We start from the raw sequence: 13,266 nt of genomic DNA on the forward strand, positions 1-13,266 counted from the left end.
CCGAACGAACGGCCGCCACGGTCACCGCGGTCGTCACGGTTGAACCCGCCACGCTCGCGGTCACCGCGCTCGCCGCGGTCCCGGTTGTTGTACGCCGGGCGCTCGCTGCGGGCGTCGCGGTAGGACGGGGCGCGCTCCTCGGTCACCGGCTGCTCGGCCTCGGCGGCGGCGACCGCCGCGACGGGGGCCTCGGCGGCGTCGGCCTCGACGGCCGGCTCCTCGTCCTCGATGCCCAGCTCGGCCCGCTCGCGGGCGGCCCGGGCGGACAGCCGGTCGGCCTCCTCGCGCAGCTCGGTCGCGCGGCGCTGGGCGCGCTCCAGCTCACGGGTGAGCTCGGCGACCTCGCGCTCGGCGGCACCGGCAATGCCGGAGGCGCTCTCGGCCTGGACCTCGACCAGCGAGCGGGCGCCGGTGATCCGGGCCACCTCGGCGTCGAAGGCGTGGTCGAGGATGTGGCGCGAGGCGTCCACGCCCGCGTCCTCCATCAGCCGGAACACGCCGCGGCGCTGGTGCGGCAGCACCAGGGTGACGACGATGCCGGAGCGGCCGGCCCGGGCGGTGCGGCCGGAGCGGTGCAGGTAGTCCTTGTGGTCGCCGGCCGGGTCGACGTTCAGCACCAGGTCGATGCCGTCGACGTGGATGCCGCGGGCGGCGACGTCGGTGGCGACGACCACGTTGAGGTAGCCGTCCTTGAAGTCGCCGAGGACCCGGGTACGGGCGCCCTGGGTCATGCCGCCGTGCAGCGCGTCGGCCTTCACCCCGGCTTCCATCAGCTGCTGGGCGACCCGGTCCGCGCCCATCTGGGTGCGGACGAAGATGATGGTGCGGCCCTTGCGGGCGGCGATCGCGTTGGTGATCGGCGCCTTGTCCTTGGGCTTCACGACCAGGATGTGGTGGGTCATGGTGGTCACGGCGCCGGCCGACGGGTCGACCTCGTGGGTGACCGGGTTCTTCAGGTAGCGCTTGACCAGGCTGTCGATCTCGTTCTCCAGGGTGGCGGAGAACAGCAGGCGCTGGCCGCCGGCCGGCACCAGGTCGAGGATCTCGGTGACCTCGGGCAGGAAGCCCATGTCGGCCATCTGGTCGGCCTCGTCCAGGACGGCGATCTCGACCTCGTCCATCTTGGCGGAGCCGCGGTTGATCAGGTCGCGCAGGCGGCCGGGGGTGGCCACCAGGACGTCGACGCCGCGCTCCAGCGCGTAGATCTGGTTCGACATCGAGGTGCCGCCGCAGACCACCTTGAGGCGCAGGCCGAGCACCGAGCCGAACGGCTCCAGCGCGTCGGCGACCTGCATGGCCAGCTCGCGGGTCGGGACCAGGATCAGGCCGCGCGGGTGCTTCGCCTTGGTGCGCTCGCCGTCGGCGAGGCGGGTCAGCAGCGGGAGGCCGAAGCTCAGGGTCTTGCCGGAGCCGGTGCGGCCGCGGCCCAGCACGTCCTTGCCGGCCAGCGCGTCCGGGATGGTCGCGGCCTGGATCGGGAACGGGGTGGTGACGCCGCGCTTGGCGAGGGCCCGGACCACGTCGTCGTGCAGACCGAGGTCGCCGAAGGTGACGGTGGGCTCGGTGTCGGTGTCCGCGTCGGTGTCGTCCGCGGCGTCGGTGTCCGCGTCGAGGTCGCTGTCGACGTCGGTCAGCTCGGCGAGCTCCGCGTCCAGCGTGTCGGTGTCGGTGTCGGTGTCGAGGGAGTCGGCGTCGGACCCGTTCGCGGGCATGGCGAAGCGGGCGTCGTCAACGAGAGACATGCAAAACCTTCCGGAAGTGGCACGCGCCAAAGTCCGGGGGTCTGTTGAAAAACCGCCTCTATGCGGTCAGCCACGGATCGCCGGAACGCGCCAAGGGCGCTCAAAGGTGTATGAGGAGCGCCAGCCAAATAGGATCAAACGAACGATCTACCACCATAGGGGAACCTGGGGATCAGAGGCAAATCCGCTGGTCAGCACCTCGAACGAAGGGCCGATCGGCCCTCCGGGCTTCCCCCGCCCGCTCAGTGCGCCGAGGGCGACTCGCTCGGCCCCTCCGAACCCGCACCACTGGGCGTCGCCGACGGCCCGGCCGAGTGCGCGGGCGCCGACGGGCTGCCCTGCGGGCTCGGCGAGCCGCCCGTCCCACCGCCACCGCTGCCGCCGCCGCTGCCGACGGGCTGACTGGACGGGGCCGAGACCGGCGCGCTCGCCGTCCCGGACGGGGCCGCGCCGCTCACCGACGCCGCCGGCACCTGCACGGGCGCACCCGGCACGCCCTGCGACACCGGCGGCGGCGTGGACCCCGGCGCCGGGGCCCCGGCGGCCGACGACGCGCCCGGTGACGCGCCGTCAAGGCTCAACGCCCCGCCGTGCTCCCCGTGCTGGACGGTCTGCCGCACGCCCTGCCCGCCGCCCGGCCGGGCACTCGCCGGCGCCCCCGTCCCGGACGGCTTCACCTCCGTCCTCCCGCCCGGGGCGTCCGCGCCCACCGCCATGCACCCGCTCAGCCCGAGCACGGCCAGCGCCGCCGCCACCGAACCCGCCGTCGTCCGCCGCCGGCGCACCGGCCAACCCACCACCATCGAGCCACCTCCCGCACGACCCGCCCGGGGCCGCCACCGTTCCCGGTGCCCAACGCGCGTCCGCCCCGCCTGGACACGGGTACCACCCCACCCGCTCCCACTCCCGCCCCACGCCCCCCACGCGCCCCGTCCTCCCCGCCCCGCTCCCCCGCTCCCCGCCCGCCGGACACGCCGCCGTCCCGCGGATGATCTGGCGCGCCGTCAGCGGAACTCCGACAATGGGGGGCGTGGAGATGACCCGGGACGAGTTCGAGGCACTGGTGTCCGACGCGCTGGACCAGATTCCGTCGCAACTGGCCGCGATGATGGACAACGTCGCGGTCTTCGTCGAGGACGAACCCGACCCCGCCACCCCCGACCTGCTCGGCCTCTACGAGGGCATCCCCCTCACCGAACGCGGCGAGTGGTACGCCGGCGTCCTCCCCGACCGGATCATGGTCTACCGGGGCCCCACCCTCCGCCACTGCGACACCCGCGAACAGGCCGTCGACGAGATCCGCACCACCGTGATCCACGAGGTCGCCCACCACTTCGGCTTCGACGACGACGAACTCCACGAACTCGGCTGGTCCTGACCTCCCCCTCGCCCTCCCCTCGCCCACCCGACGTCCGCCACCCCGCCCCGCCGCGCCGACCACCGGAAACCGTTTTGGCGTTCCCGCCCGGCATCCCATATGCTTCTCGACGTCCCCGAACGCCGGATGATCCGGCCGGAAGGGCCGCAAGCCCTCATCGTCTAGTGGCCCAGGACGCCGCCCTTTCAAGGCGGTAGCACGGGTTCGAATCCCGTTGGGGGTACGCAGTACCGTAGTAAGGTCCTGTGCGGAGCAATCCGCACGAGGTCCCGTGGAGCAGTTGGTTAGCTCGCCACCCTGTCAAGGTGGAGGTCGCGGGTTCAAGTCCCGTCGGGATCGCTCGTCTCGCAAGAGGCGGTGCAGTACGGCCAGGTAGCTCAGTTGGTACGAGCGTCCGCCTGAAAAGCGGAAGGTCGCCGGTTCGACCCCGGCCCTGGCCACATAGCCTGACCAGGCATGATGCCCTCGAAGCAGCTCGCTTCGGGGGCATTTTTGTGCCGGTTGACGCCAACGCTGACGCCAACGGCCCCGAATCGCGGCGAATCCGGGCAGCTCAGCCGGGCTACCCGGAGGCCGAGGCAGCGTGACGCCAATCACAATCCTTCGACTTCGACCATGGTGCCGTCAGGGCCGTACGTGAACATCCGGGGTGGCCCCATCCGGCTGATGATGGCCCGCATCGCGGCTTCCTTCTCCTCCGGAGTCGGCCCGTCGGGATCGGCGAGACGGAAGCCCAGGAGGACCACCTCGTACGGATCCATGTCTTCTGGCTCCGGCATACCCTCCAGCACGAATCCGAAGAAGAACCGCAGTGCCTCCTCTCCCAGGTCGAGGGGATGGAACGGCAGCGGATAGGGCCCCTTGGCCGGCCAGCCCGGCACCGGTTCCACCGGGTGCTCCCCAGCCCAGAAGGGCGCCTCGAACGGCAGCGGCTCGCCGATGTTCTCCATCACTCCGCTGTCCGGCGAGAGGCTGAGCGAGCGGACCAGTTGCCCGTCCTCCCAGACCGCGAAGGCCAGGAAGTCCACCACGCTGTGCATCCAGTGCACGACCAGGCGGCGTCCCGCGCTCGCGTCGATCAGGTGCTGAGGCAGCCGCGAGGGGTAGTCGCCCACCCAGTGCCGGTCGCAGACGATGTCGACCCCGGGGAAGCTGCCAAGGTAGGCGGTCCCGTCGGGCGGGTACGTCGCGTCGCCGAGCTCGCACCTGGCCGACTCCGCGACCTCCCACCCGGGGTAGAGACGGCCGACCAGCTCAGCCGTCCGCTCCGGATCCACTTCCGCCGGCAACCGGAGCGGGCCGGACGAGGCCGGATCCATGTAGACGAGCAGCCCGGTCTTGGCTCCCACGTGTCGACCTCTCCTCAGAGCGATGGCCCCCGGTCTGAGGGCAGGCCGCAAACTACCAACCGCGTAAGACACCGGTGCCCGGCAAGACCTGGGTCTTGCCGGGCACCGGACGAACTGATGAGCCAGAGCGCGAGGCTAGGAGAGCGCCTCCCCGAGACGGCTCAGGGCCTTGAGGCGCTCGGCGAGGGAAGCGTGCGCGTAGACCTTCATGGTCACGCCGACGTCGCTGTGGCCGGCGATCTCCCGCACGATGTGCGGGGGCACGCCGAGGTCGAGCAGCAGGGTGATGCAGGTGTGGCGGAGGTCGTGGAAGCGGAGGTCGTCCAGGCCGAGGCGACCGCGGACCGCGTGCCAGCTGCGGCGCAGGTTGTCCGGCTCGTACGGGGTGCCGATCCGGGACGGGAAGACGAGGTCGTTCTCCTGCCAGCCCATTCCGGCGGCGGCGCGCTCGACGGCCTGACGTTCCCTGTGGTCGACCAGGGCGGCGAGGACCGGTGCGGGCAGCGGCAGGGTGCGCTCGGAGGACAGCGTCTTGGGCAGGACGAGCCGCAGCTCGCCGTCGACCCGCTGGAGGTTGGTGCTCACCGTGAGGGTGCCGCGCTCCAGGTCGACCGAGCTCCAGCGAAGGCCGAGCAACTCGCCCCGGCGCATGCCGAGCATCAGCGCGAGCACATACAGGGTGTGCAGGCGATGGCCGCTCAGCTCCTTGAGCACGAGCTTGGCCTGAGCAGTGGTCAGGCCCTTGCCGATCCGGTAGTCGGGTGCGGGGACCTTCACGAGCTTGGCCACGTTCTTGTGGATCAGTTCCTCTCGGACGGCGTGCTCCAGCGCGTTGCGGAGCACGGCGTGCACGGACTGGATCATCCGCGCAGACAGCAGCCGCTTGCAGCACTCGCCTGCGGCACAGCAGATCGGCTTGGGCCGCTGCGTATCCCAGCCGCCCTTGCAGCACTGGCACTCGGCGCGCACCCGGTTCAGCCAGACGCGGACCTCCTGGGCGCGCAGGTCGCGCAGCCGCTTGGTGCCGAGGCCGGGTATGAGGTGGACGCGGACCACGCTCTCGTAGCCCTGGTAGGTCTTGGGCCGGCGGTTGGGCAAGACCTCCTCGGCGAGCCAGTAGTTGAGGTACTGGCCGACGTTGGAGTCGGTGTCGGGCAGCGGGATGCCGTTGATGGCGTCGGCCTGCAGCTCGACGAGGGCGTTGTGGACCTCGTCCCAGGTCTTGCCGTAGATGGAGACCCGCTTGCGGAGGCCGGAGGTGGTGATCACGTACGCCCGGCCGTGGTAGCGGCCGTCCTTGCGCAGGGTGATGCTGCCCGCGCCGTTGGGGTTGCGCTTGGCCATCAGGCCGCCACCTCCGCGAGCTCGGCGACGAACGTACGGACGGCGGCGGCCGGGACGCGGCGGGAACGGCCGATGGTCACCGAGGGCAGGCGGCGGGTGCGGATGAGGTCGTAGACGGTGGAGCGGCCGAGCTGGAGCTGGGCCATGACGTCCGGGATGGTCAGCAGGAGCTGCTCGTGCGGGGCCATGGAGCCAGCCACATCCGCCGGAGCGGCGACGGGGATCGAGACGAGGACCGAACCGCCGAGGGCGCCAGCGGCTTCGGCGGAGGTGAGCGGCGGCTTCTTCGCCGGGACCTTCGGCGAACTAGGGATCGGGAGTGTCATGCTGGGGACAGGACCCTTCTGTTGACGGGCGCGCGAGCGCCCCAGGTGCTGAGGGATCTGGCCCGGCAGGGGCGAAGGTTTGACGACTGGACGCTTCTGCCGGGAGCAGGGGGAGAAGTCCCAACCGGCCCGATGCGGGACGGCAGGTGACTGGGAAGAAGCTGTCGGCCCGAAGGCGACACCGGGAAGTGGTCACCGGCGACAGCGTTGATGGACCGTCAGGTCGGTCTGTGGGCCGCGACGGCAGCGGGCACGGCGGCAGCAGCGGCAAGACGGCCAGGGACCGCCTCGACTTGGGCCAGGTCGGCGGCAGCCTGGTCGGCGGTACGGCGGAGCGTGGACAGCACGCGGTTCCTTCCTCGGTGGCTGGCGGGCTGCAACCCTGCACCGTGGTCGATCGTCGTGGATGGGCGGTCGCGCGGTTGGTGGCCGCGTGGGGTGTGACGTTAGCTCTGGATTCCGGCCGCGCCAAATGGCCGGCGAGCTCGGTGAGCACAGTAGGAACGGTCCGGCCGTTTACCTAAAAAGATCTTGGCCGGAGCCTCGTGGGCAGTCTGCAACAGCCAGCGCAGAGACCCCGTCCGGTCACTCGTCGGTATGGACCGGCTCGGTCGGCATCTTGCCGCCCTTGAGGAACTCCTGGACCAGTGGGGTCGGAGCGTATCTGCGGTACTCGAAGGAGAGGCCGATCGCGATCTTCCCACGCAGCCGCTTGCGGTTGTGGGGGAAGTCCTGGCAGTACTTCTCGGCGGCGGCCAGGGCCTTGGTCGTGAACTCGGCGCCCTGCGCGGTCGTCCGGTACCCGAAGATCACGTGGTCGGCGAGCTGCTGCATGATCTTCTCCTCGGGTGAGGTCGACGGGCCGAGGAAGTCCTCCAGGGTCAGGTCGAAGACCTTGGCGAAGCCGATCGCCTCGTCGAGGTTGATCCGTCGGCGGGGTTCGCCGCTCTCGATGCGCCAGACCGAGGACTGGTTGATCGGGTAGCCGGCCTCGGTCATGCGCTTGGCCAGCTCGCCGGTGCTCCAGCCGCGGAGCTCGCGCTCCAGCCGGACCCGTTCGGCGGCGTTCTCCTCGCTCAGGCCGGCGACAGCGGCTTCACCGGTCGAACCGCCCTCCGGCTCCTCCCGCACCAGTGCGCCGGAGGGGGCCTCCGCGGCCTTGTCCTGTCCGGGCATTCGATTCACCTCGCATCTAGTTCCGAGGCGACTTGCATAACGGCCGCCGGGGTGCCATAGTCATGCATAGCGAAACGCATGTCAAGTCGAACCGCATCGCGGGAGGCTGCCTGCGCCTCGCCCCGAAAAGACCGAAGGCCCCCGGTGCTACCAACACCGAGGGCCTGAAAGGTCCCAAAACCGCCCATCCATGACGATCGACCACGGTGCAGGGTTGCAGCCCATGCGCACCGAGGAAGGACCAGCGTGCTCCAGCGTACGGCGTCGCCCCTGTGCGGCGCACCTGCCTCGCGCCCGTTCGCCCCGCAGGCGGGGCGGTAGGCCATGGCGCGTATCCGCACCATCAAGCCCGAGTACCCCGTCTCGGAGGACCTCGCCTCGGTCTCCCTGACTGCCGAGCGCACGTTCGTCTGCCTGCTCACCCAGGCCGACGACGAGGGACGCCAGCGCGACAACGCGGCCGTCCTCAACGGCGCGCTCTGGTCGCTGCGGCCCGAGCACACCGCGCTCGACACCGAGGACGAGCTGCACCAGCTCGCCGAGACCGGCCTGATCTGCCGTTACACCGGCTGCGACGGCCGCCAGTACCTGCACATCGCCAAGTGGCACGAGCACCAGAAGATCTCCCACCCCACCGCCTCGCGCCTGCCCGCCTGCCTCGTCCACGAGAGCGCGGGCTGGTGCGGCAAGTGCAAGGCGAAGGGCCAGGGCTGCGTGCGTCCGGCTCCGGAGAACTTCCGGAGCCTTCCGGAACCGCTCGCGACCCTCGCGGAGACCGTCCCCGCCCAGCGGCCCTTCCCGGCCGTCGCCGAGTCCGCCCCCGCCGTGGCCCTGTCCGCTCCGGACCCGGCTGCTTCGAGCGAAAGTACAGGTCAGTCGGCTGCTCCGGAGCTCCTCCGGAGGACTCCGGAGAACGTCGTGCCTGGACCATGGACCTTGGACCATGGATCTACCCCTGAAGGGGGCGGCTCCGCCGCGCCCACCCCGGCACCCTCGTCGGCAGCACCCGAGCGGGACGATCCGGTCCTGGTCGCCGCGCCCACCGGCGAGCCGTCGGTGAACGCGGGCGACCTGGTGGCCGAGTACGTCGCCACCTGCCCGAAGCCGGTACCGGCCAACGTGCGGGGGCACCTCGGCAAGGTCATCAAGGGCCTGCTCGACGGCGGTACCAGTGCCGACGACATCCGCGCCGGGCTGCGGCTGTACGCGGCGAAACCGATGAGCCCGAGCGTGCTGCCGAGCATGGTCCACGAGGCGATCAACGCCCAGCCCGCCGGGGCCACCCGCGCCGGGCACAGCGCCGCCCGCGCGCCCTACCAGCCCTTCGCCAACCCCGCCGACGCCCGCGCCTACTACGAGGGGAACCTGTGACCAGCCTGCCCAACCCCCGCCGCGCGGACGAGCGTCGCGAGCCGCAGCCGGCCTCCGGCGCCGTCCTGCGCCTGGAGCGACTCCTGGCCGCCAAGGGCATCGACCCCGACCGGCCGCTGGCCGACACCGACCAGCCGTCCACCGCGCTGGAGCTCGCCGACCGACGCATCCCGCCGCGCTACCGCCTCGCCGAAGCCGACCACCCCGAGGTGGCGACCTGGGTCCAGCAGGTCACCCTGGCCTGCCGACCCGGCCCCGGCGGCACCCCGGGCATCGCCCAGGGCCCATCGCTCCTGATCGCCGGACCCACCGGCTCGGGCAAGACCCACCAGGCGTACGGGGCGATCCGCAGCCTGCTCGCGGCCGGTGTGCGACTGCGGTGGGCGAAGATCACCGCCACCGAGCTGTACGCCTCCCAGCGGCCCCGCCAGGGCATCGACACCGAGCGCGAACTGCGCGAGTTGATGGCCAGCCCGCTGCTGTTCCTCGACGACATCGGCGCCGCGAAGGCGTCCGAGTGGACCGAGGAGCTGACCCTGCGGCTGGTCAACCACCGCTACGAGTACATGCTCCCGACGCTCTTCACCACCAACCTGCCGCTCGGCGAGATCAAGGCCGCCCTCGGCGACCGCACCGCCTCCCGCCTCGCGGAGATGTGCGAGCGCGCCATCCTCACCGGCACCGACCGCCGCCGGAGAAGCGCCGCCTGAGGCCGTTCAGCTTCTGAACGGCCTGGCCGGACCCCCCCCCACACACACACACCTCACCCCATCGTTGCCTCGCCGCATCGCCGCATCGCCGTGCCCGCGCGCGGCGAGGCCACCCCTGGAGCACCACACGTGACCACCGTTGCGATCCCCCCTACCCCCACGCCGTCCGTCCGGGCCACGCTCTTCGACCGCCTCGCCGTCGGTTTGCTCGGCGCCCTCGGCTTCGTCCTGTCCTACGACGCACTGCGGCAGATGGCCGCCGCGACCCACGTCCGCGGCCCGCTCACCTACCTGTTCCCGATCATCATCGACGGGTTCATCGCCTACGGCGTGCGCGCCCTGCTCGTCCTGCGCGACGCCCGCCGGCCCGCCCGCGCCTACGCCTGGACCCTCTTCGCCACAGCGACCGCCACCAGCGTCTGGGCCAACGCCCTGCACGCCGTCCGCCTCAACCAGATGCCCACCGCCGGAAGCGGACTCAGGCTCAGCGACACCGTCGTCGGCGTCCTTTCCACCCTCGCCCCGCTCGCCCTTGCCGGGGCCGTCCACCTCTACATCCTCATCGCCCGCCACGGTGAGCAGAACGACCCGTCGAACGCCACGACCTCCACCGATCCGGTGGTCTCCGGCCACCACGCGGAGTCCCGGCCGGAGCAGGCGGAGGACCGCAGCGACGACAATGCGCTGTTGACGCTGCTGTCCGCGGCCGGTCTTCTGCCCGACGAGTGGAGCGGCGCACTCCCCACTCCCCAGTCGGCAGAAGTCGACGACCAGCCGAACGGCACTCGTGACGCCACAGCCGACGAGCAGGCCGAACCCGCCGAGCCGTCCGACGAACCCCACGTCGAGAAGCCTGCCGCCACCACGCAGGGCAAGCCGATCGGCCGCCCGCCGGGGGCATCCATGGAGCAACTGGTGGAGGTCGGCCTCCAGGCTGCCATCGCCCACGGCCGACTCACCCGCGCGATCGTCGAACAGGGCATCCGGGAAGCCGGCCTGCCGCTCGGCAGTACCCGCTTCACGGAGCTGATGAAGAGGCTCCGCCTCGCATGGGACGCCGAGCACGGCCCTCAGGACCCCGGAACCAACTGACCGCCCGCCCGCCTATTCGGCCAACCGATGCGGTCGGCCGGACACCGGCTTCTGCCGACTCGCACACGCGGTCGGCAGAAGTCCACCGCCCCGGTCACCTCACCCGGCAGAACTCGCCCGCGCCGCCAACCGCCCCTCCCACGCGCCGGTCCACACCCGGCTCGTTCTACCCGGCACGCCGTCCACGCCCGCGAAGTCCAGCGCGGCCGAACCGGCAGCCCGGAAGTCTCCCACCCGTACAGCCACCACCACCGGAAGCATCCCCGTGAACACCACCCGCCAGCCCTTCAACGACCAGCACGGCAGCCCTGTAAGCTCCCTGGGCCGCAACCGAGTTGACCACCTCCAGGCCAACAGCGGAGCAAGCGAGTGCGTCCGGACCCCTGATCGGGGTCCGGACGCGAACGCCCCCGCCCAAGGGGGCGTGGACGGGCCGGTGCTGCCGAGGGCGGCAGCACCGGGGCTTCACCGCGAGGGCGCGGCGAAGCAGGAGGAGACGCACGCCGCCGAGCCGTCCACCTCCGCCCGCCCGGCCGATCGTGCTGAGCGCGCCAGCGTCCACCGCCCCAAGCGCCGCCGCCGCGACGACGAGAACCCGATGCTCGCCAAGGTCTCCTTCCGCGTCAGCCCCGAGACGAAGCAGGAGATCGAGCGACGGGCCGCCTCCGAGAACCTGACCGTCGCGCACTACCTCGCCCGCAAGGCCCTCACCGACGCAGACCCGGGGCCGGGAGGTCGAGACGAGAGCCTGGACGAGGCGATCGACGAGCTGCGGCTGGTGCGGCGCCAGTCCGCCGGCGCGGCCAGCAACCTCAACCAGCTCGCCCGCGACTACAACTCGGGCATCGACCTGCTGCCCGCCGCCGTCCGGGACGCCGCCGACGCCGTCCGTGCCGCGTTCGACGCGGGCCGCCTGGTCATCGCGGACATCGACCGGGTGGCGATGGAGCTGGCGAAGGCGAAGCACCGTTGATCAGCAAGGCCGTCCACGGCAACAACACCCTCGGCGCGCTCCGCTACCTGTACGGCCCGGGCTGGGCGAACGAGCACACCGACCCCCATCTCGTGGCCTCCTGGGATGGCTTCGCCCCCGACCCCGGTCGCGACCCGCACTCCACCCTCGCGCAGCTCCGCGACGGCCTCGACCTGCACGTCGTCCAGTACGGCCGCAAGATCAAGAACCACGTCTACCACCGCATGGTCCGCGCCGACCCGACCGACCGGATCCTCACCGACGACGACTGGGCCACAGTCGCCCGCCGCATAGTGGCCGCCGCCGGCATCGCCCCCGACAGCGACCCGGACGGCTGCCGCTGGATCGCGGTCCGCCACGCCGACGACCACATCCACATCCTCGCCACCACCGTCCGTGCCGACCTCACTCAGGCCCGCCTGCGCGGCGATCAGTACCGCGTCGAAGCCGAACTCACCACGTTTGAAAGGCAGTACAGGCTCAAAGACCTGTCCGACACCCGTACTCGGGACTACCGGGCCTCGATCCCCAAGCGCGCCACGGGCCCGGAGCTGCGCAAGGCCCAGCGCCAGGGCAAGGAGACCAGCGACCGCGACCGGCTGCGCACCGCGGTGCGCCGGGCCTTGGCCGGGGCCGCGAGCGAGGAGGAGTTCGCCGCCAGCCTCGCCGCCCAGGGCGTGCTGCTGGGCGTGCGGCGGGCGCCGTCCGGGGACGTGACCGGCTACAAGTTCGCCCTCCACACCGGCGACGGCACCGCACCGGTGTGGTTCTCGGGCAGCAAGCTCGCCGCCGACCTCACCCGCCCGCAGATCCAGACCCGCTTCACCACTGGCACCGACTTGCCCACCACCAGCTCACCGGTCGCGGCCCGGTACCGGGCCAGCACCACCGTCGACCACACCGTCCGCACCCTCGACGACGCCCCGGACACCGCCCAGGTCGCCGCCGTGGTCAGCGGCGGCATCGAAGCGCTCGACGCCCTCGCCCTCACCAGCCCCGTTCTGTCCCGCAAGGAGATCAACCACGCCGCCCGAGCCCTCGAATACACCGCCATCGCCCGCACCCGCGCCGCCCGTGCCGACCTGCGGGCGATGCGCTCCGCCGCCCGCGAACTCCTCTACACCGGCCCCATCGGCGGCCGAGGCGAAGAGGGCGCGGCCACGGCCACGATCCTGTCCAGCCTGATCCTCCTCGCCGTCGTCGTCGCCAAGTGGCATGCCGCCCAAGGCCATCACCACCAGGCCGACGCCGCCCGCACAGCGGCGATTCACCTGCGCACCGCCTACGGCAGGCACGCCGCCAAGCCGCTCGCCCACCTCTCCCTCGAAGGCGAACGCCTTCCCGGGGAAGTCCGGGACCGGCAGGCGGCAGCGCTCCGCCACGCGCTACCGGCCGACCAGGCCGCGCGGGTGCTCGCCGACAAGGACGGCTGGGCAGCCCTCGCCGCCACCCTCGCCGAAGCCGAAGCAGCAGGACACGACCCCAACGCCCTGCTCGCCCACGCCACCGGGCGGCGCGAACTCGCCAGCGTCGACTCCGCCGCCGCGGTGCTCACCTGGCGCATCCGCCGCGACACCGCCCTCCCCGCCCCCGGACGAGCGGTCACGCCCGAGGACCGCCGCGCGAACGCGGCACTGTCCAGGAGCGCCACCGGCCGCACCACCACTACACCTGCCCCAACACACCAGCCCCACAGCTCTCCTGGCCCTTCGGGAACCGTCCCGACCTCGACAGCCGCACTCCCACCCACCACCTCACAGCCGGCCATCCACCGGCGCTGACCCCTCCTGTAAGGAGCTTCACCA

At 71.8% G+C, this 13,266-nt stretch carries 11 protein-coding genes and 3 tRNA genes; 9 read left to right on the forward strand and 5 right to left on the reverse strand.

Features of this window, described 5'->3' with window-relative positions; translation table 11 throughout:
* Window positions 1–1,742 (reverse strand): DEAD/DEAH box helicase (locus tag K353_RS20890; protein ID WP_111555081.1); only part of this gene is annotated, 1,742 nt, incomplete at its 3' end.
* A gap of 1,036 nt (window positions 1,743–2,778) precedes the next feature.
* Between K353_RS20890 and K353_RS20900 the strand changes: the two genes are divergently transcribed.
* The 4 genes from K353_RS20900 (at window position 2,779) to K353_RS20915 (ending at window position 3,560) form a co-directional block, all read left to right on the forward strand.
* Window positions 2,779–3,120 (forward strand): metallopeptidase family protein, encoded by a 342-nt coding sequence (locus tag K353_RS20900; RefSeq protein WP_100838566.1) that lies wholly within the window; start codon window positions 2,779–2,781, stop codon window positions 3,118–3,120.
* A gap of 150 nt (window positions 3,121–3,270) precedes the next feature.
* Window positions 3,271–3,343: transfer RNA gene (locus K353_RS20905), tRNA-Glu, on the forward strand.
* A gap of 42 nt (window positions 3,344–3,385) precedes the next feature.
* Window positions 3,386–3,459, forward strand: a tRNA-Asp gene (locus K353_RS20910).
* Between the two features lie 27 nt (window positions 3,460–3,486).
* Window positions 3,487–3,560 (forward strand) — tRNA-Phe (locus K353_RS20915).
* A 153-nt stretch (window positions 3,561–3,713) separates the two neighbouring features.
* Here the strand turns inward: K353_RS20915 and K353_RS20920 are convergent.
* The 4 genes from K353_RS20920 to K353_RS20935 all read right to left on the reverse strand — a co-directional run bounded on the left by K353_RS20920 (window position 3,714) and on the right by K353_RS20935 (window position 7,315).
* On the reverse strand, window positions 3,714–4,469 hold the full coding sequence (locus K353_RS20920) for a hypothetical protein (protein ID WP_111555083.1): 756 nt from the start codon (window positions 4,467–4,469) through the stop codon (window positions 3,714–3,716).
* 135 nt (window positions 4,470–4,604) lie between these two features.
* The gene (locus K353_RS20925; protein ID WP_111555084.1) at window positions 4,605–5,813 is read right to left on the reverse strand and encodes a site-specific integrase; all 1,209 of its coding nucleotides are present in this window, start codon (window positions 5,811–5,813) and stop codon (window positions 4,605–4,607) included.
* Window positions 5,813–6,001: a helix-turn-helix domain-containing protein gene (locus K353_RS20930; protein WP_030459204.1), complete on the reverse strand. Its 189-nt coding sequence runs from the start codon at window positions 5,999–6,001 to the stop codon at window positions 5,813–5,815. Before K353_RS20930 ends, K353_RS20925 begins: the two co-directional genes overlap by 1 nt.
* Window positions 6,002–6,724: 723 nt before the next feature.
* Window positions 6,725–7,315, reverse strand: coding sequence for a helix-turn-helix domain-containing protein (locus K353_RS20935; RefSeq protein WP_051816744.1), 591 nt, complete (start codon window positions 7,313–7,315; stop codon window positions 6,725–6,727).
* A 324-nt stretch (window positions 7,316–7,639) separates the two neighbouring features.
* Here K353_RS20935 and K353_RS20940 point away from each other — a divergent pair, with 324 nt between their 5' ends.
* The 5 genes from K353_RS20940 (at window position 7,640) to K353_RS20960 (ending at window position 13,242) form a co-directional block, all read left to right on the forward strand.
* Window positions 7,640–8,686 (forward strand): hypothetical protein, encoded by a 1,047-nt coding sequence (locus K353_RS20940; protein WP_111555085.1) that lies wholly within the window; start codon window positions 7,640–7,642, stop codon window positions 8,684–8,686.
* Window positions 8,683–9,396, forward strand: coding sequence for an ATP-binding protein (locus K353_RS20945; RefSeq protein ID WP_370447627.1), 714 nt, complete (start codon window positions 8,683–8,685; stop codon window positions 9,394–9,396). Before K353_RS20940 ends, K353_RS20945 begins: the two co-directional genes overlap by 4 nt.
* 129 nt (window positions 9,397–9,525) lie before the next feature.
* Complete coding sequence (locus tag K353_RS20950; RefSeq protein WP_233533715.1) at window positions 9,526–10,488, forward strand: DUF2637 domain-containing protein; 963 nt, start codon at window positions 9,526–9,528, stop codon at window positions 10,486–10,488.
* A gap of 265 nt (window positions 10,489–10,753) precedes the next feature.
* Window positions 10,754–11,461, forward strand: coding sequence for a hypothetical protein (locus K353_RS20955; RefSeq protein ID WP_146616528.1), 708 nt, complete (start codon window positions 10,754–10,756; stop codon window positions 11,459–11,461).
* Entirely contained in the window at window positions 11,458–13,242 is a 1,785-nt protein-coding gene (locus K353_RS20960; protein WP_111555087.1) for a relaxase/mobilization nuclease domain-containing protein, read from the forward strand. Before K353_RS20955 ends, K353_RS20960 begins: the two co-directional genes overlap by 4 nt.
* The last annotated feature ends 24 nt before the right edge of the window (window positions 13,243–13,266 follow it).

Source organism: Kitasatospora sp. SolWspMP-SS2h, assembly GCF_003259315.1.
In the GTDB taxonomy this organism is placed as follows: Bacteria; Actinomycetota; Actinomycetes; order Streptomycetales; family Streptomycetaceae; genus Kitasatospora; species Kitasatospora fiedleri.